The sequence below is a fragment of the Paenibacillus taiwanensis DSM 18679 genome, assembly GCF_000425125.1.
Classification (GTDB): domain Bacteria; phylum Bacillota; class Bacilli; order Paenibacillales; family Paenibacillaceae; genus Paenibacillus_B; species Paenibacillus_B taiwanensis.
The window spans coordinates 71132-89675 of record NZ_AULE01000024.1; the positions used below are offsets into that span (position 1 = coordinate 71132).

The 18544-nt window shown below is 46.3% G+C and carries 15 protein-coding genes; 8 read left to right on the plus strand and 7 right to left on the minus strand.

From position 1 onward, the window contains the following. The first annotated feature begins 64 nt into the window (after nucleotides 1–64). A complete protein-coding gene (locus H509_RS0104805) occupies nucleotides 65–532 on the plus strand; it encodes a MarR family winged helix-turn-helix transcriptional regulator (protein ID WP_028544077.1) in 468 nt (155 codons plus the stop codon). Between the two features lie 95 nt (nucleotides 533–627). On the opposite strand, the gene msrA is transcribed toward H509_RS0104805, so the two are convergent. Beyond that, entirely contained in the window at nucleotides 628–1596 is a 969-nt protein-coding gene (msrA, locus tag H509_RS0104810; RefSeq protein WP_028544078.1) for a peptide-methionine (S)-S-oxide reductase MsrA, read from the minus strand. 369 nt (nucleotides 1597–1965) lie between these two features. On the opposite strand from msrA, the gene H509_RS0104815 reads away from it, so the two are divergent. Both H509_RS0104815 and H509_RS24295 read left to right on the plus strand, forming a co-directional pair. Next, nucleotides 1966–2646 carry a TerC family protein gene (locus H509_RS0104815; protein WP_028544079.1) on the plus strand — a complete coding sequence of 227 codons (681 nt, stop codon included), beginning with the start codon at nucleotides 1966–1968 and terminating at the stop codon, nucleotides 2644–2646. A gap of 260 nt (nucleotides 2647–2906) precedes the next feature. Continuing rightward, nucleotides 2907–3776 carry an AraC family transcriptional regulator gene (locus tag H509_RS24295; RefSeq protein ID WP_051286821.1) on the plus strand — a complete coding sequence of 290 codons (870 nt, stop codon included), beginning with the start codon at nucleotides 2907–2909 and terminating at the stop codon, nucleotides 3774–3776. A 149-nt stretch (nucleotides 3777–3925) separates the two neighbouring features. On the opposite strand, the gene nhaC is transcribed toward H509_RS24295, so the two are convergent. The 5 genes from nhaC to H509_RS0104845 form a co-directional block, all read right to left on the minus strand. Beyond that, nucleotides 3926–5386, minus strand: a complete 1461-nt coding sequence (gene nhaC, locus H509_RS0104825; protein WP_342663633.1) for a Na+/H+ antiporter NhaC — start codon at nucleotides 5384–5386, stop codon at nucleotides 3926–3928. A gap of 295 nt (nucleotides 5387–5681) precedes the next feature. Beyond that, nucleotides 5682–6149, minus strand: coding sequence for a RidA family protein (locus H509_RS0104830; RefSeq protein ID WP_028544081.1), 468 nt, complete (start codon nucleotides 6147–6149; stop codon nucleotides 5682–5684). A 120-nt stretch (nucleotides 6150–6269) separates the two neighbouring features. Further along, nucleotides 6270–7913: an N-acyl-D-amino-acid deacylase family protein gene (locus tag H509_RS24300; protein WP_051286823.1), complete on the minus strand. Its 1644-nt coding sequence runs from the start codon at nucleotides 7911–7913 to the stop codon at nucleotides 6270–6272. A gap of 135 nt (nucleotides 7914–8048) precedes the next feature. Then, nucleotides 8049–9203 (minus strand): alanine racemase, encoded by a 1155-nt coding sequence (locus H509_RS0104840; protein WP_028544082.1) that lies wholly within the window; start codon nucleotides 9201–9203, stop codon nucleotides 8049–8051. Between the two features lie 4 nt (nucleotides 9204–9207). Then, complete coding sequence (locus tag H509_RS0104845) at nucleotides 9208–9861, minus strand: helix-turn-helix transcriptional regulator (protein WP_028544083.1); 654 nt, start codon at nucleotides 9859–9861, stop codon at nucleotides 9208–9210. Nucleotides 9862–10028: 167 nt separating this feature from the next. Here H509_RS0104845 and H509_RS24305 point away from each other — a divergent pair, with 167 nt between their 5' ends. The 5 genes from H509_RS24305 to H509_RS0104870 all read left to right on the plus strand — a co-directional run bounded on the left by H509_RS24305 (nucleotide 10029) and on the right by H509_RS0104870 (nucleotide 16887). Then, nucleotides 10029–11864, plus strand: a complete 1836-nt coding sequence (locus H509_RS24305) for a sensor histidine kinase (protein WP_036696284.1) — start codon at nucleotides 10029–10031, stop codon at nucleotides 11862–11864. Nucleotides 11865–11919: 55 nt separating this feature from the next. Next, complete coding sequence (locus H509_RS0104855; RefSeq protein ID WP_028544084.1) at nucleotides 11920–13524, plus strand: helix-turn-helix domain-containing protein; 1605 nt, start codon at nucleotides 11920–11922, stop codon at nucleotides 13522–13524. A 124-nt stretch (nucleotides 13525–13648) separates the two neighbouring features. Then, complete coding sequence (locus H509_RS0104860) at nucleotides 13649–14977, plus strand: extracellular solute-binding protein (RefSeq protein WP_028544085.1); 1329 nt, start codon at nucleotides 13649–13651, stop codon at nucleotides 14975–14977. 116 nt (nucleotides 14978–15093) lie between these two features. Then, nucleotides 15094–15972: a carbohydrate ABC transporter permease gene (locus tag H509_RS0104865; RefSeq protein WP_028544086.1), complete on the plus strand. Its 879-nt coding sequence runs from the start codon at nucleotides 15094–15096 to the stop codon at nucleotides 15970–15972. A 42-nt stretch (nucleotides 15973–16014) separates the two neighbouring features. Then, nucleotides 16015–16887, plus strand: a complete 873-nt coding sequence (locus H509_RS0104870; protein WP_036696289.1) for a carbohydrate ABC transporter permease — start codon at nucleotides 16015–16017, stop codon at nucleotides 16885–16887. 563 nt (nucleotides 16888–17450) lie between these two features. Here the strand turns inward: H509_RS0104870 and H509_RS24310 are convergent. Beyond that, nucleotides 17451–18488, minus strand: a complete 1038-nt coding sequence (locus H509_RS24310; RefSeq protein ID WP_051286824.1) for a LacI family DNA-binding transcriptional regulator — start codon at nucleotides 18486–18488, stop codon at nucleotides 17451–17453. Between the last annotated feature and the right edge of the window lie 56 nt (nucleotides 18489–18544).

The following is an 18544-nucleotide window of genomic DNA, read 5'->3' on the forward strand; positions in this document are numbered from 1 at the left end:
CATGAGTTTATGTTCTTTATCGGCTAATACGTAACTGTGGATTCGATCTAAACGGGGGGCTATAATGATTGGAGGCGTAAGGCCGGAACTATCTCTACAGGAGTCTGCTCTGCTGCTTCGTGTTGAACTGCGGCGACTGCTTGCTGAGCATCAAATGACCTTTCAGCAATGGGCTGTCGTACGAGAGATATATGCACAGGAAGTAATGCCTGAGGGAAACCGGAAGGGGTCTGTAGCTGCGATTGCCGCTAGATTGCAACTAAATCGTCCGACGATGGCACGTCTCGTGGAACAACTAAGACATGACGGTTGGATTGAACTTCTGCCTGATCCGCAGGATGAGCGTTCGCAGTGTATGATTCTGACTGCGCAATCTCGGAACAGTTATACGATGTGGCAAGCAGCAAGTACGGCAGTTGTTGAGGAGTCGTGGTCTACATACAGCAGACATGAGCAGCAATTATTGATGGAGTTGTTGTTGCGAATGGTGTACCAAATGGAACGAGAACAGGCTGTGCAGCTAGGCATTTAATGGTGTATTCACATGGATTCGTAACAAACACCCTACGACAGATCGAGGCTGCGTAGGGTGTGTAGGTTATACGTTATACCTGATACGTGAGGAGTTTAAGCAAATATTGCCAGAAATTGTTCATATCCCGCTTCTTTTAGCTTGGAGACAGGGATAAAGCGGAGTGAAGCTGAGTTTATACAATAGCGCAATCCCTCTGGCCCAGGGCCATCATCAAATACATGGCCTAGATGGGAGTCGGCAAATCGACTGCGTACTTCCGTGCGGACCATTCCGTGTGACACATCCAGCTTCTCTTCCACATGAAAAGGGCGAAGCGGCTTGGTGAAGCTAGGCCAGCCACAACCGGAATCATATTTGTCCTTGGAACTGAACAGGGGCTCACCTGATACGATATCCACATAAATGCCTTCCTCTTTATGGTCCCACCATTCGTTCTGGAACGGTGGTTCGGTCCCGCTATTCTGTGTGACATGGTATTGCATGGAAGTCAGCTTATCTTTGAGGTCTGCTTTCTGCTCAGCGCTAACTCCCCAATGCTTGGCCATAAAGGCATCACGGCCTGAGCCTGTCCGGTATCGTTTGTAATGTGCGTAGTTTTTTTTATGGTAATCTTGATGATATTCTTCTGCGAGGAAAAATTCCTTTGCAGGGACGATCTCCGTTGCAATAGGTTTATCAAACCTCCCACTTGCTTTCAGCTCCCGCTTCGATTGTTCCGCAAGTACTCGCTGCTCTTCGTTATGATAGAAAATAGCGGATCGATACGAGGAGCCCCGATCATAGAACTGACCGCCTGCGTCAGTAGGATCAATTTGCTGCCAAAATATATCAAGCAGTGCCTTATAAGGGAACACTTGAGGATCAAACGTAATCTGTACTGCTTCAGCATGTCCTGTAGTTTCGGAACAAACCTCTTTATACGTTGGTTGATCCGTATGACCTCCAGTATAACCAGACACGATACCGTATATGCCAGGCAACTGCTCAAATGGCGTTACCATACACCAAAAGCAGCCACCAGCAAATGTAGCTTTTTCCAGTTGTGGTGTTATATTGTCCATTTTGTCAACCTCCTTAATCGTACATGTATGTAGTGTAACCAATTATAACCACTACTTCAACGATGGGAAACAACTAATAATTTGAAATGAAAAATATTTTAGCATTGAAGTTATAAATAACTAGTGCTATTATAAGTTACACATCAAAACATGATAACTTCTTTAAGGGGAGTAGCAGGTACAGTAAAGTCGTCATTACGGGATACGCGGGCGCGATCCTCGGCTTTGCTGGCAACGATTTTTGTTGTTTGCGAGACCTTTGCCCACAACGGTGAAGGTCTTTTTATTGATTAGTTTGCCGTTGCCTTGTGGGTAGCGGCTTTTTCATGTGATTATACCAGGGGTAAAGTTTTAGGAGGAGGAGTAGAAATGGACGTTCTATTTACAGCAGAGTTCTGGACAGCATTGATGTCGATCGTCATTATCGACCTTGTGCTTGCGGGCGATAACGCCATTGTGATCGGTTTGGCAGCACGCAACTTGCCAAAGCAAGATCAAACAAAAGTGATTATTTGGGGAACAATCGGTGCAGTTCTCATTCGGATTGCCGCGACGATGGGGGTCGTGTATTTGTTAAAAATACCTGGTCTCCTTATCGTAGGTGGCCTGCTTCTTATTTGGATAGCGATCAAGCTGCTCGTTGAAGAGAAGGAACATGATGTCAAGTCAGGTACTAGTATATGGGCAGCAATCCGTACTATTATTATTGCCGATGCGGCAATGGGACTCGATAACGTGCTTGCTGTCGCTGGTGCAGCTCATGGCAGTATTATGCTAGTTGTACTTGGTCTGACGATTTCCGTTCCGATTGTAGTTTGGGGCAGTACAGTTGTACTCAAATTGATCGAGCGTTTCCCTTGGATTATTATGATCGGTTCTGCGGTATTAGGTTGGACGGCTGCGAAAATGTTTGTTGGTGAAGCATTCCTGAAAGATTTCTTTGTTAACCCTGTCATTAAATACGGCTTTGAGGCTGTTGTTATTGCCTTTGTGCTCGTAGTTGGTATCCTTGTAAAGAAGAAGCGTACGCAAGAAAAGGCAGCGGTGTAGGCAAGCAATAAGGCCAACAGAAGGCCGATTGACAATATAATGGAGCCGTGTACGAAGGTGGTTTACTTCATACACGGCTTTGTTGCATTGCAGCTTGTTATTCGCTTGGCGTTACGATGAATATAAATGTTGGAAGTAAATGGTAAAGAATGTGTGATGGCATGAATGAATTTGTTTAACATATGGAATAATGTATTCTTTTTTGAGCGCACACGATAAAATGAATGTAGAAATAGATCCCTCATCAAGGAGGCGTTGACGTGTCGGAGAAGATGAATTTTATGATGAACGATACGCCAAGCAAAGGAGAAATTACAGTATTATTTAGCGGACAATCGCAGACGGATAATGGTCATGATGTAGGTCCTGCTGTACTTGATTACCTATTGATTCATTGCGTTCAATCTGGTTACGGTCGGTTAACGATGCGAGAGACGACTTACCATTTGGAGAAGGGCGACAGCTTTTTTATTTTTCCTGGCGAGCTGTTCCGATATGTAGCGGATGACACGGAGCCGTGGGCTTATCGGTGGATTGCATTGCGAGGCACACATATAGAAGGAATGCTGGCAAGTATCGGGATCGGACCTCATGCACCCGTTGTACATCCTGTCAGGACGGCGAGAGTAGCAGCGGCATTCAAGAAGGTACAATCTGCGCTCTGTGAAGGAGGAATTAGTGGTGATTTGGAGGCAGAGGCTTATGCTAGATTGGCGTTAGCTGAATTTAGCAGGGCGACGCATCTTGAACGGTTAGGGAATAAGGACGTGTGTTCTGACATCGAGCGGCAAGTGGAACAAGCGGTATGCTATATTACGCTGCGTTACTCTACACCAATTTCAATTGAAAGTTTAGCCCAGCAGTTCGGTTATCATCGAACGTATTTTTCTAAAATGTTTCACGAGATTACAGGGGAGTCTCCGATCCAGCTTCTCATTAGGCTGCGGATGGAGCGAGCACGTACGCTTATAATGACTACGAAGCTTGCTGTAGAACAAGTGGCTGCCTCAGTAGGGTACAATGATGCGTTGTACTTTTCAAAAATGTACAAACGTTGGTTTGGCATGTCGCCGTCCAGCTACCGCAAAACATATCAGCCTGCCATGCTACCAGTAATAAAAATGGATTAGGTAAAGGCGCTAGACAAGCAAGAGTAATTTAAGGGGGGCATGATGTAGTAAGTGCAGCATTTTAATTTAAGATGATCGAATGTAACAATACATACCACCACACCAGTTGTGGTATGTATTGTTGTTGAAATCACGTTTGAAATGCAAAATCATTTTTCCTGCAATGTGTTACGTTTCAGTCCAGGAAGCAGCGCAAATGCGAATGTACAAACAGGCGAAATCCAAAGGAAAAAGGCATAAGGTGTATAATCGAGTACATTCATGCCTAATGCACTTGTCATCATGGCCCCACTCACACCCCAAGGGATAAGCGGATTAATGAGCGTACCGCAATCTTCCAATGTCCGTGATAGGGTCAGGCGAGGAATACCGCGCCGTTCATATTCCTCTTTAAACATTTGACCTGGCAGCAAGATGGACATATATTGTTCACCTGTCATTAAGTTCACACCGATTGAACTGAGACCGCTGGATACGACCAGTGATTCTTTTGATTTTACAGGCGCAATTAAGCGGGTGAAAAGTGCTTGAATGACACCTCCATGCTGCAAAAGACCGCCAAAGGCAAACGCAATCCCAATGAGAGAAATCGACCACATCATCGATTGCACGCCACCTCGGTTGACGATAGCGGCTACAGCTTCATTTTGGAATGTACCGTTATAACCTGCTTGCATCACTTGAAGCCATTCCCCAATATTCCAGTTATGCTGGACAAAGCCGGTTACGAGTAGACCTGCTGCAATTCCAGCTAGCATCGTTAATACGATCGGGACACGCTTTATTGCAGCGATCATAACCATGACAAGCGGCAGAAGTGTAACGAGATGAATATGAAATGCAGCTTGTATGGCTTGTTTCATCACCACTAATTGATTCATGTCAGCGGAGTCCGAATGTCCCCATATAACAAATGCTGCACAAGCCATCAGAAAGGCAGGGACGGTTGTTTTAGTCATATTACGAATATGATCCGTCATTTTAACACCCGCTACGGCTGAAGCAAAATTAGTTGTATCGGATAAAGGGGACATTTTATCCCCAAAGCATGCACCTGACACGACCGCGCCTGCAATGAGTGCAGGATTAAGACCCATCGATGAAGCAATACCGACTAGAGCAACACCGAATGTACCTACTGTAGTAAGGGAGCTGCCTACACACATAGACACGACCACAGTAAGCAGCATGGCACTTAGCGCAAACCATTCCGGCTGAAATAAGGAAGTACCGTACACAAGCAGAGTCGGCACTGTTCCACTCATCATCCATACTGCAATCAAAATTCCGATCAGGATGAGCAGCATGGCAGGCTGAATAGAGGAATGAAGTCCTTTAATAAGCGCTTGTTCTACTCGATCCCACCTTTGGCCAAATAACATGAGCAATATTCCAGTTGCGGCGGCAGCAATCAACAACGGCATATGTGGAGCTGCGCCCAAGCCTAATATCGTAAAGAAGATCCAAGTCATAACAACGATAAAAATAATGCTGCTTTGCCTAAATGTAACCGATTTTAGAGGTTGTTTTGTTTCCGTTTGGTGCTGTGAATCCATCATGTCCTCTCCTTTATATGAACGCCCACTTAGCAGTGAGTCTGCAATGTACATACAACGAGCATTATTGTATAAAAGAGCAGCTGTATGTCCGAAATGCTTTCTCGCTTACACGCTTCTATGCTTTTGTGTGGCGAAGCATGAGATATGAATGTATTTAACATAACGCCAAACCTTAATTATGGTCAAATGGTATTATATTACACGATGGATAGTTTAAAAGGTGTGAGGTGGAAGATGGGGGCCAACACGTCAATAAATAATCGAAAAGGCACCCGATTCGCTAGAACTGTAGAGAACAGTCTGCGGGAATCAGATGCCTGATGACTAATCGCGTATAAGTTTACAATTATTCATCTGCTACTTCAACGATAATCTCAATCTCAACCGGTGTGTGGAACGGCAGGTCACTTGTACCGATCGCAGAGCGCGCATGACGACCAGCATCACCAAATACTTCAATCAAAAGATTGGAGCCGCCATTGATAACGTAAGGCTGATCACCGAATCCAGGGGCGCTGTTCACAAAAGCAAGCATCTTAACAACTTGTTTAACTTTGTCAAGCGAACCAATTTCTTTCTTAATAACGGCCAGTGCATTAATAATACATTGGCGCGCGGCTTCTTGCCCTTGCTCGATAGTGAGGTCAGAGCCTACTTTTCCTTCGTGAATAAGTACACCATCGACCCGACAGTCCATGCCAGAAGTATACACCAAATTACCTGTACGGCGACTCGGAATATAGGAGAATTTTGGCTCACCAACCTCCGGTAATGTAATGCCCAATTCTTTTAAGCGTGTTTCAATTTGTCCCATGATGATGTCTCCTTTAAATAAAATAAAAAACGATGTGTTCATAACTTAATGCGGCATAACCTGTTGCATTGACCCCATACGAGAAATATCTCCTATAGGACGGCTAATATAGGTCTTGCTTTATGCCTGTGAATGAGCATGGTGTTGACAGCAGCCCTGCACTGAACTTGCAGCGCGCAGCATGGAACCTGCGTAGACATCACGGAATTGCCCGTGTTCCATCGTCCATTGTCCGCTAACAAACACATGTGAAATCCCAGTCGGATATTGTCGTGGGTCCTCAAAAGTAGCCTGATCCTGGATCGTATCCGGGTTAAATAAGACGAGATCAGCAGCATAGCCAGGCACAAGCAGTCCACGCTTGCCAAGTCTAAAACGTGCAGCTGGGAATGAACTTACTTTCCTCACAGCATCCTCCAAGCTGATGAGCTTCCGCTCACGAACATATTTAGCAAACAGACGTGGGAACGTCCCGTACAGCCGTGGGTGTGGCTTACCAGTCTCACAGTGCAGACTATCTGAAGCGACCAGTGATTGCGAATAACGGATCACTTGCTCGATGTCATTATTATCCATGTGATAATATACAATCGTTATTTTTCCGCTCTCCTCAAGCAGCAAGTCCATCATTGCATCAATGGGATGAACCCCTCGAAGCTCAGCCACTTCAGCAATCGATTTGCCTTCAAGCATTTTGTTAGCTGCCGTCTGCAAGGCAGAAATTACGACACTGTGCCAGCCAGTGGAGGCGACCAGATTGTCCCAATCCTCTTGTTCTTCCGCTAACTCCTCATGCAGTTTTTTGCGAATGGCTGGCTGCTTGAGTGCTTCGAGTACACCTGCTAAACCACCTTCCAATATCCACGGTGGTAGCACAGTTGTCAGCGTAGTTGAGCCGGCATGATAAGGATAGACGTCACAGGTGACGTCCATGCCGCGTGCCCGAGCTGACTCGATCCGCTCGAGTGCTTCAAGCACTTTGCCCCAATTGCTGCGTCCAGCAGCTTTTAGGTGACTGACGTGAAGCGAGACACCCGATTGTTCGGCGATCCAAATGACTTCGTCAATGGAAGGCAGCAGGTGACGTCCTTCACCCCGAATGTGGGTGGAGAGCAGACCGCCATATTCGGCTACGACACGGCATAACTCAGCGATTTCGTGCTTGGTCGCATAGCTGCCTGGTGCGTACAGAAGGCCAATAGACAAGCCAATGGCGCCAGATTCCATGCCCTCGCGGACGATGGCCTTCATAGCTTCCATTTCAACGTCTGTTGGTGGTCGGTTCTCGAAACCCATCACGCCGATCCGCAATGCGCCGTGTGCAACGTAGGTAGCCATATGCTCGGCTGGCCGACTGGCATGAATGGCATCCATAAATTGACCAACGGAGCGCCACGTCCACGGCTTATTTGTACTGCCGATAACGGGTGTAATGTACTCGCGAAGCAGGTCTGCGCGCTCAGGGATAAACGGCGCCGGTGCAAGGCCGCAGTTGCCGACAATTTCGGCGGTGACACCTTGCTGCATCTTAATGCCGCTTTCTGGGTAATCCATAATCATCAGATCCGAGTGGCAATGGCCATCGATAAAGCCTGGTGCAAGCACATCACCGGAAGCATCCAGCACATGCCGTGCCTCCACGTCAATGGAGCCCGTTCCGCCGACATGGGTAATCCGTCCATCTTTGATGCCTAGTTCTCCCCAGTACCAGGGGTTTCCACTGCCGTCCGCGATGCGGGCGTGCTTAATGATCGTGTCTAGCATGATACATCCTCCTACACTTAGAAGTAATGAGTGCGATTACTAAACGGATATAAAAAGGGATACAATGGCTGCTCAGTGAAATGCTGCTTGAAAAGTGTAACAAAGGCATGAACATATAATGTTTACAGCTACTAACTACCAGCTATGCCCTCTAGCGCTTATTTCGAGCTGCCGTGGTGGTTGATTTCCAACCAGCCACAATGAATTATATAAATTCAGCGAGCTGCAAATATGATTCGGTATAATGTGCAGTCGATCACCGACTTGGAAGGTGTGACCTTCTTTCAGACGAATGACGCCATGTTCCTCAGACAGTCGTTCAAGTATCGCTTCCGGACTTTCTAAAATATGTCCAAAACCTTTCATATAAAGAGGGGCGGTATTCGGTTGTACGTCAGTGGCAAAGGCTTTGCTTCCCCCGTCAATGACGATCAAATCAGGATGCGGGCAGCTGACTACTGTAGCTACGATAAGAGCTGCGCAATCGCGCTGTGCTGCAATACGAAAATGATATTGCATGCGATCATTAAAAATGTAGGTTCCCGGTCGAATCTCCGTTACACCTTTTACTGCCGCGGCATAAATGCCGGTCGGGGAGGAGCCGACGCTTACATCAACGATGTTATGGCCAGCTTCGCGTAATGTTTCGGCATGCTTGACCATAATCTGACCTTCCTCCAAACCTGCGGCTTTCAGGTCATCGGTGGCTTCACCGTTAAGCATAGCACCACGGAACGTGTAAATACCTGTCAACCGCAAATGTGTACACGCTGCGATAAACGATGCAACAGCTGTCAGATCGGATGCTCTGGCTCCAGAGCGTCGGAGTCCGGTATCGACTTCCAGTCGCACCTCCAGTGTAGTCTCTGCTTCTGCGGCCACCTGCTCCAGAATAGCAGCCCCCTCCTGACTGTCTACTCCAACGATGAGGCGGGCGTGTGTGGTTAAAGCTATTATTCTTTTAATTTTAGAGGGGACGACGGTCGGATAAGCAATAAAGACGTCTTTAATGCCCCCATGCACCATAACCTCAGCTTCCGATACTTTAGCAACTGTAATACCAGTAGCTCCCCGGTCGATCTGCTTGTGTGCAAAATAAGGCATCTTATGTGTTTTGATGTGAGGGCGGAGCGCCACCCCGCACCGCTTGGCGGCTAACGCCATCGTATCTATGTTGCGATCTACGCGTCGTTCATCTACTAGGACGTATGGTGTTTCCGCTTCCGGAATATCTAGGGGCGGCGAGTCATTGCCAACTAATTGCCCGTAGGTTTGCTTTTGTTCCGTCATTCGTCTAATCCCCCGTGTTTATCGTATTTTTAGACTCATCCAGATAGCTGTACAGTGTATATTTGGAAATCCCTAGGTAGGTACAAATTTTTTCACTGGATTTCTTGATCAGAAATGCCCCTTTCTGATCGAGTAAACCAATCATCCTCATCTTGTCATCCTTTGTCATGGCTGCGACAGGCTTAGCAACAGCCTCCTGTGCTTCTTGCAGCAGGGCATCAAGCAGATCATTCACATTTGTAACAAAAGATTCGCGCACCTCTGCCTGTAATCCGCTCATCGTGATGGAACGGAGTGCATGCTCCGCCATTGTCAAATCGGTAATATCAAAATTCATACAGAGCGAACCGATAATCTTGTCCTCCTGATTTCGCATATACAGTGAAGTGGAGCGAAGCAAGCGACCATCTTTCGTCTGCGTGACATAGTTCAGCTTATTGCCATCCTCGGTAGAGCCTCGCAGCAATTCCAGTCCCAGATTGGTCCCGGGCCCGCCAACGGACCTTCCAGTTACGTGCCCATTCTCAATAGCGACAATCGTCTGATCATAGGGCAAAGTTAAATCGTGAAGCACCACCTCGCAGTTCTCGCCAAATTGCGAAGCGATGCCTTTTACGAGTGCTTGTAGAAAAGGCAGTTCATCTTTAATGGATTCCATAGTTCCTCCCATCGCAACTTGTCGTTATAATCAAATGGTGTTGGAAATGATATTGCTTTCATTTTAGCATATGTCGAAAGGCAATCAAACAAAAAGTTTGTTGATCAAACAAAAATTTTAGATGCTATAATGGGCCGAAAGAGAGGATAGAAAGGATGAGCTATCACATGTTGAGATGGTTAACGCGCTCACTGCACCGAAAACTGACGTTTGTGTTAGTTATCGCCACTATGGTGCCCGTCATCTTGCTAGGAATGGTCTCTTATCACACAGCATCCACGATTACAGAAGAGAAAGCTAAACTTACAGGCGTTAACACGCTCCGGCAAGTTAATGCAATTATTGAGACGATGGTGTTAGATGTTGAAAATATGTCGGTGTTTCTAATTGGCCAACAGGAAGTACAATCGTATTTAACACGAGAGAGATCAGGAGCATCCGAATATTTACGGATGATTGGATTTCTGACTAATCTCGCTTTTTCCAAGCCCTACATATCTGATATCCGCATTATCCCTTTTAACGGCAATGCAGAACTGACGAATACTACTATTCTTCAATCTACGTTATTTCAACAAGTCGATACGGACCCACAATTTTGGAAAAACAATACGAAGTGGTGGTCACCTCCCTTGACAACGGTCACGAGCTCAGGCATCAAACAAACCGTTTCTCTAGTTCGTCCGATTCGGGATATGAACACGTTTAAGACGATTGGCATGTTGTCGATCGGGATTGATACGGCAGTTATTGCACAGCGTTTGCGTGATGCTGCTGTCGATGGAGCCGTAATGCTTGTTCAGGACGCTCAAGGACGTACTATTGCTGCAAGCTCGACCTCAATTACCCCTTCATTTGTTAAAATAGTGACCGATAAAATGACAAACAGCCATGAGACAGAACGATTAAATAGCGTTGGTGAGGGAGAAGACAATCAGGTTGTTATTACTGCGCCTGTACCCATTGTACCTTGGGACGCTTATCTGGCAATTCCGCATCATACGTTTAGCGCACAAAATCGATATGTCTTACAATTAACTGCTATTGCGGTCGTTCTGGCAGTTGTCATAATGGCGTGTGCGGTTGGTTATTTTGTACGCCAAGTTACAAAGCCGCTAATTAGACTTGCGCGCCATTTGCCTGCTGTATCACTGGAACGAGCGTATCGTCCATTGCCAGTAGAGTCAGAGGATGAAATCGGCACTTTAATTTCGAGTTACAATTTGCTTAATGAAAATATTAGACAGTTGACCGAGCAGGTAAAGCAGAATGAAGCCGCCAAGATTGAGGCCGATTTGCAAGCGCTGCAAGCCCAAATTCAACCGCATTTTCTATATAATACGTTGTCTTCGGTTCAATGGATGGCTTGGATGAGCAGCAACGATCAAATTGCCAATATGGTAGGCGCATTAGGTGACTTTTTGCGGTTTAGCTTGAATCGTGGCATGCAGATGTGTACAGTTCAGCAGGAGTTGGAACATATTCGTAATTATTTATACATCCAGTCCATTCGATACCCTGATCGATTTACGGTAGAAACTTATTTTCCAGACGAATTAATGGGTAATCAGATGCTTAAGCTGCTGCTGCAACCCCTTGTTGAGAATTCAATCATTCACGGCCTGCTTAAAACTAAAGCGGATCAGCGTGGTTTGCTGACGATAGAAGCGGAAACACCAGAACCAGGCTGGATTCGGCTGCGTGTTTGTGACAATGGCGTTGGCATGACGGAAATGGAACTACATGCGCTACGCGAACGATTAGCTCACTATCGGTTTGATGACAAGGCCGCCTTGCACGCACCTGTTGGACAAGACACGAGTGGTTGCTCCGCACAGATGAAGCCGCTCGGAGGATATGGACTTTACAATGTTCAGAAGCGGCTTTTGTTGCATTACGGTGAGCGAGCACAACTGCATGTGGACAGTAAACAGGGAGCAGGAACCGTCATAACACTTTATTTAATGAGCAATTGGACCGAATCTCAGCTAAACGCTTCTTAAGTATGACAGAGCATACAGTTCAAATGATGCTGAAATAGAACGAGGAGGAGACAAGATGAAGGCGCTAATTGTTGATGACGAAGTCATTATCCGAACTGGATTAGCTAAAGTGATTCCGTGGCAGGAGCTTGGCTTTGAGCTGCTTCCACTTTGCAGCTCAGCGGAGGATGCGATGCCTGTTATTGAACAGGAGCTGCCGCAGCTCGTTCTGACCGATATTCGTATGAATGGACTGGACGGTTTAACACTTGCTGCATTTATCCGATCTAAAAGTCCAGACACGCAAACGATCGTGTATACAGGCTACGATAATTTTAGTTATGCACAACAGGCTTTAAGAGAGGGCGTTAGCGATTATTTGCTGAAAACAAGTCGACCCGATGATATTATACGCGCAGCACTGCTGGCAAAGGAGCGCATTTTGGTTCGGCGGCAGCAGTTAGCAGAACAAGCGAAGAAAGAAGCATCTTATCGTGACCAACTGCTGCGCATGTGGCTGAATGGTACGTTATCTTCACAAGAGGCGGAATTGGCAGCTGCCACACTGCTTAAAGGAAAAGAACAAAAGCAAGGTATTTCCGGGGAAATGATTAATGAGTATAAGGAAGAAACGCTGCGGGGGTTACTTCCTTCTTATGAGGTGGCGGTACTCCGAGCGGATGGTTGGGACAGCGGACAGGAGCAATTGTTGTTGTTTGCAGTTGAGAACATGCTGAAGGAAGATTTGTGCTGTGCAGTGCTGCGTGCTGAGAGCCGGCTTATTGTTGTTTGTTATGAGGTGCAGCGTAGTTGGGGACTGGACTGGGAGTCTATTTGCAAGCGTGTGGAACAGCACTTGAAATGTCGTTTATTTGCGGGCGTAGGCAGTGCGAGCTTGTATCCGACTCGTGTCCCTATTTCATCACAAGAGGCGCAGCGTGCTGCTGATTTTAGACTTGTGTCTGCTAACAAGCGCGTCATACATATTCATGAGACTGAACAACGGGATGGTTACCCTGTACTAATTAGTGCGGAAGATGAGGCGGGGTGTGTGCAATGCATCAAGGGTGGAAATCCTGACCTGTTGCGCAAGTGGGTAACGATGCATATAAGTCAGTTGTTGAATGAACCTCGGGCGACGCCGGAGTCGGTAATGGCCTATATTCACTCCATCGTTACGGGGACTAGAAGATGGCTGGAGAAATATGCGGATTCATTGTCGGACACCTTGCAACCAATCATATGGCGGGCTGATGCCTTGGTGTCAGCAGCTGGAGCTGACCGCATGCAGTGGGAGCGGGCTATTTTTATTCAATTGCAAGAAGTATTACAATACTACCGCGATTTGGCCGATCAGAAGGCAGGTTCTATCGTAACAAGAGCTATGCATTATATTCGGGAACATGCGGATGGAAGCTTGACGCTACAGCATGTGGCGAGGGAGGTTCATATTCATCCGCATCATCTAAGTGAACGCTTCAAAGCAGAGACGGGCATGAACTACATTGAGTTTGTCACTCAGGCACGAATGGAGCGGGCCGGTACGCTGCTAAAGGAATCAGGAGCTAAAGTTGCGGATATAGGACGAAGTGTTGGCTACGAGGACGTAAAATATTTCTCGCAGTTGTTTAAGAAGCATACGGGATGCACACCAACTGAATATAGGGGAGGAAAAATCTGAATAAGTTCCCGCTATAAGCTGAAGATTTTCCCTCACGCTCTTAGTAAACGCTTACTTATACTAAGGTTAGTTCCACAGTTACATGAAAACGGAACATTACATAATGAGATCAGGAGGGGTTCTCATGCGCAAATCATTGCTGCTCGTATTGGTTATGATGGTGGCTGTATCTGTATTTACTGCTTGTTCAGGAAGTCAGAATACAGGAAAGGGAACAAGTGATGGTGGAACGGGGAAGGAAGAGAAAGTAGCACTTTCCTTGTGGCATAACTTTACAGGGGATGATCTTCGGGCAAGAACGATGCGTGAGATTGTGGACAAATTTAAGAATGACCATCCGAATATAGATCTTAATATTCAGGCGATACCGCCAGACGGTTACAAAGCACGACTAAAAACAGTAGCTGCGGCAAACGAAATGCCGGATGTATTTCTGATGTGGCCAGGAACGATGACAAAAGAGTTCCAGGGTGGTGATTTACTACAGCCGATTAATGAATTGCTTGACAGCAAATCAGAATGGAAAAGTGGCTTCTTACCAGGCTCGTTTGACGGCTTTACGATAGACAACCAAATTTACAGTGCGCCGATGGGCTTGTCGCCGACGTCAATTTTATATTACAACCAAGCCATTTTTGATAAATACCAATTGCAAGTACCAAAGACATGGGATGAGCTGATTAAGGCAGTCGAAAGCTTGAAGTCAAACAAGGTAACGCCTATTGCGCTTGGTAATAAAGCGGCCTGGTTGGCGCAATCAAGCATCATCTCATCGCTTGGTGATCGTGTGACGGGAAGCGAATGGTTCCTAAAGGCTGCTGCGCAGGACGGTGCTAAATTTACAGATCCTGAATTTGTTAAGGCACTGGAATTGCTGCAACAATTGCAGCAGGCGGGTGCTTTCCAAGAAGGTTTTAACAGTATTGATAATACACAGATGGAAATGATGTTTGCACAAGGTCAAGCCGCGATGATGATCGATGGTGGCTGGGCTTTAACGAATTTATCTGCTAATGCTTCTAAGGAAGTGCTGGATCAAATGGGTGCAACGGTTCTGCCGTCTGTTCCTGGTGGCAAAGGGGACCCCAACACAACTTCTGGTGTAGTCGGAGTAGGTCTTGGTTTAAGCAAGAAGGTAGAAGGTAAGAAAAAAGAAGCGGCGCATGAATTGATCTTGGCCATGTCGGGACCAGACGCGCAAAAACGCACATTGGAAGCGAACCAACTGGTTAGTTACAAAGTTGAATTGGATGAAAGCAAAGTATCCTCGTTATTTGCCAAGGTGTATAAGCTGATGAATTCAGTACAACGGACGCCTGTATATGATGCCATTTTAACTAGTGCAGGAGCTGACGCAGTTAACAACGGACTACAGGAGCTTCTAATGGGTGGCAAACCACAAGATATTGCACAGAAAATACAGGATGCGCAGGCCAAGTCCATTCAAAAGTAAGGCTGATGGAGAGCGGACAACGTTATTCTGCTTAGACGATAGCTATGCCCTGCTGCTTGACGAAGCATAAGCATAGAGCGGGCATAGCGTCTCGTCTTTGAGAAGGGAGGATCATGATGCGAACGTTTACTGCCAAGCGTGCCTTTGTCACGTTCGGTCTTCTTCCGTCGATCATTATTTATACGGTGTTTGTTATTGTGCCTGTGTTCTGGTCGGCATACTACGGTTTTTTCGATTGGAAAGGTATCGGTGAAGCTCGTTTTATGGGCTTCGGCAATTTTACGGAGGCGCTCGGTGATGACATCTTCTGGTTATCGTTAAAAAACAATCTGATCGTTGTTGTTGCCTCGGTATTTGGCCAAGTTCCGATTGCATTGCTGCTGGCGTTGTTGCTGCGTAAAGGGACATGGTTCCAACGCTTTGTGCGCGCATCCGTATTTATGCCGATGGTACTCTCCTCAGTCGTCATCGGAATCATCTGGAGCACGATTTATCATCCGCAAATTGGACTTCTGAACGGTTTGCTAGACATGGTTGGCTTAGGCGAATGGAAAAAAGCGTGGTTGTCTGACCCTGCAATTGCAATGTGGATGATCGCAATCCCAATTATATGGAACTTTATCGGTCCTTATCTTATTATGTTCCTTGCGGCTCTAAGCAGCATACCAAGTGAGATGGACGATGCAGCCGCTATGGATGGTGCCTCAGGAACACGGAAGTTGATCTCCGTTACGCTGCCTATGATATGGGATACGATCAAGGTAACTATTGTGCTGTGTATTTCAGGCAGTCTGAAGGCGTTTGATCTGATCTACGTCATGACAAATGGCGGACCAGCCCACGCAACGGAGCTTCTGGCTTCTTATATGTACAATAGTACATTTAATGTGTTCCGTTACGGGTACGGCAGCGCGGTATCGACCCTTATAATTATAATAAGTTTAATTCTGATTGCCGGGTCGCAATTGCTTATGCGCCGCCGTAACCAAACCTGATGCAGCGTGAACATACAACGGAGAGGAGTGGATCCCGTAAACATGACTACTGCAACCCGTAGACATAGATCAGTTCGTGTCAAGCAGCACGGCGTGCCTAGATGGAAGCAATATTTGCGAAATACTGTACTTGGTGTGTACGCACTATTAACGTTGTATCCGCTGTTTTGGATGTACATGAGTGCATTTAAGACAAATGCAGAATTTTATGCGAGTCCTTTTTCATTGCCAACTTCCTGGAATTGGGACAACTTTGTACGCGCATGGGAAGTATCTGGTATGGGAAAAGCAGCATTGAATTCTTTGTGGGTTACGTTTCTTGCGTTAGTATTAACTTTGCTGTTAGGTGCTTTGACGGCGTATATTTTGTCCAGATTTACGTTTCGCGGAAAGCGTCTGTTAACGGGAATGCTCCTGCTAGGCATGCTTATTCCTGTTCATAGCACCCTTGTTCCTTTGTTTATTATGATGAATAAGATAGGATTGTTGGACACACATGCAGCACTTGTGCTGCCTTATACTGCCTTTGAGCTTCCGATTGCTGTCTTTATCGTCCTTGCTTATCTAACCAATATACCTAAAGAAATGGAAGAGGCAGCATTGGTAGATGGTTCAGGGTATACGGGCATCTTTACCCGAATTATATTGCCTGTCACGCTGCCAGCACTATCAACAGTTGCTATTCTAGGCTTCCTGCGTTTCTGGAACGACTTCGCATTTGCGCTTGTGTTTATTAATGATCCGAATTTGAAGACGCTTCCACTAAGCTTGTCCGTGTTTGCAACAGGTTACTCAACCGATTTCCGGCTTACGATGGCCGCTTTAGCGATGGCCTCATTGCCAACGATAATCGTATATCTGATGTTCCAGGAACAGGTGATGAAAGGGATGGCAGCAGGAGCTGTAAAAGGGTAGCTCCTGCTTATACAAGATGACTTACAACATTGTAAGCAAGCTGTAAGCAGAAGCAATGGCGTTGGATGCAGACGACATGTACACTGGTACTCAGGCAGGGGTTTCCACGGAATGGATGATTGCTGGAGATTGTCCATTACCAACTACTAATGTCATGAGCATCCATTACGCTCATTGCTTTATTATCCATCCCATCAGGAAGTTTATATCACTTTCTTTATCACTGCCGATAGAAGCACCGTTTCAAAGGAGAAAGCTGATATAAACATTCCCATTCCCTCATAGGCCCATTTGGCGATCGATCCTGTCTGCGACGTCACATGGGGCTTTTTTTTGCAAGCGATAGCTTTGTGTATTAGGAACAGCACTCTACTCAATTGATCAGATAATAGCGATTACCGAAAATACGAATAGACACGGAAATAGGTTCGGATAAATGTGGAATAGTTGAATGTACTCGAATAAATGCTGCTTACATGCTCGAGGGGAGCTCTGCGGAGGCCGTTCGATGCATACAGGGTGATCATCATGATGAGGGTAATGTCACGTATCACCCCGTACCCTTACATGGAGCTGGCCGCTACAGGAGTAGGCTCGTAAGGAATGACTGAGCCGCCGTGTTTGATCTCGCATGGGAGCTTGACTAGTTTCGGTGCTTGATTCCGGTTGCGGATACGGTCTAGCAAAAGCTGAATGCCGATCTGGCCGAAATCGTAAGCCGGTTGGGAGGCGACAGAATAGAAAGAATTCATGTTCTCTACCGTGCCGAGGTCGTCGAAGCAAGCAATGGACATATCTTCGGGTACTCGCAGCCCGCGTTCGCGCGCTTCACGGAATACAGTTAACGCAAGCATATTGTTTGCAGCAAATATAGCAGTGGGGCGTTCTTCAGGTGCACGTTCGAACCATTCATTAAGAATAAGATCTTGCTTGTCCTTAATATAGCTCGCTGTAACGATATGTTTCTCGTCAATGGGAAGTCCTGCTTCACGAAGGGCGTCTTCATAGCCTGCGCGACGCTCGCGAGCTGTGGATACATGTTCCAAACCGTTAACTAGTCCAATTCGAGTGTGTCCTTGACGAATCATTTCGCGTACGAGCTGCTTTGCTCCTGCGCGGCTGTCTCCAAGAACAGTATCGCATACGATACCTGGAACTTCCCGATCAAGCAGAACAAAGGGAACGTTTTGACGTTCTAGCCATTGCAGATGATCAAAAGACATATCATTGCTTGGCGCAAATAGGACACCGTCTACCCGCATGGAAAGGATCATTTCTACATATTGACGTTCTTTGAGTAGGTTCTCGTCGCTGTTGCCGAACATGAGTCGATAGCCATGCTTGAGTGCAGCATCTTCAGCGCCGCGAGCTATCGTTGTAAAGAAGGGGTTGGTAATATCGGTAATGAGGAGGGATAACACTTTACTTTCCTGTGTGACAAGACATCTTGCCACGGAATTGGGGATGTAATGCATCTCTTCCATTACTTGCTTTACTTTGACTCTTGTTTTCTCGCTGACTCTTCCCGTGTTGTTAATGACTCGTGATACTGTCATCGCCGATACGTTAGCCAGCCTCGCAATATCATAAATAGTAGCCATTGCCTCTTCTCCTGCCGTTAGTGGGATAGATGCTGAAAAAAGTTATACCGATTTTA

What these genes read in the sequence shown, in the direction of transcription:
- H509_RS0104805 (WP_028544077.1), top strand. Translation starts at nt 65, where the DNA reads ATGATTGGAGGCGTAAGGCCGGAACTATCTCTACAGGAGTCTGCTCTG.
- msrA (WP_028544078.1), bottom strand. Translation starts at nt 1,596, where the DNA reads ATGGACAATATAACACCACAACTGGAAAAAGCTACATTTGCTGGTGGC.
- H509_RS0104815 (WP_028544079.1), top strand. Translation starts at nt 1,966, where the DNA reads ATGGACGTTCTATTTACAGCAGAGTTCTGGACAGCATTGATGTCGATC.
- nhaC (WP_342663633.1), bottom strand. Translation starts at nt 5,386, where the DNA reads ATGTACATTGCAGACTCACTGCTAAGTGGGCGTTCATATAAAGGAGAG.
- H509_RS0104830 (WP_028544081.1), bottom strand. Translation starts at nt 6,149, where the DNA reads ATGGGACAAATTGAAACACGCTTAAAAGAATTGGGCATTACATTACCG.
- H509_RS24300 (WP_051286823.1), bottom strand. Translation starts at nt 7,913, where the DNA reads ATGCTAGACACGATCATTAAGCACGCCCGCATCGCGGACGGCAGTGGA.
- H509_RS0104840 (WP_028544082.1), bottom strand. Translation starts at nt 9,203, where the DNA reads ATGACGGAACAAAAGCAAACCTACGGGCAATTAGTTGGCAATGACTCG.
- H509_RS0104845 (WP_028544083.1), bottom strand. Translation starts at nt 9,861, where the DNA reads ATGGAATCCATTAAAGATGAACTGCCTTTTCTACAAGCACTCGTAAAA.
- H509_RS24305 (WP_036696284.1), top strand. Translation starts at nt 10,029, where the DNA reads ATGTTGAGATGGTTAACGCGCTCACTGCACCGAAAACTGACGTTTGTG.
- H509_RS0104855 (WP_028544084.1), top strand. Translation starts at nt 11,920, where the DNA reads ATGAAGGCGCTAATTGTTGATGACGAAGTCATTATCCGAACTGGATTA.
- H509_RS0104860 (WP_028544085.1), top strand. Translation starts at nt 13,649, where the DNA reads ATGCGCAAATCATTGCTGCTCGTATTGGTTATGATGGTGGCTGTATCT.
- H509_RS0104865 (WP_028544086.1), top strand. Translation starts at nt 15,094, where the DNA reads ATGCGAACGTTTACTGCCAAGCGTGCCTTTGTCACGTTCGGTCTTCTT.
- H509_RS0104870 (WP_036696289.1), top strand. Translation starts at nt 16,015, where the DNA reads ATGACTACTGCAACCCGTAGACATAGATCAGTTCGTGTCAAGCAGCAC.
- H509_RS24310 (WP_051286824.1), bottom strand. Translation starts at nt 18,488, where the DNA reads ATGGCTACTATTTATGATATTGCGAGGCTGGCTAACGTATCGGCGATG.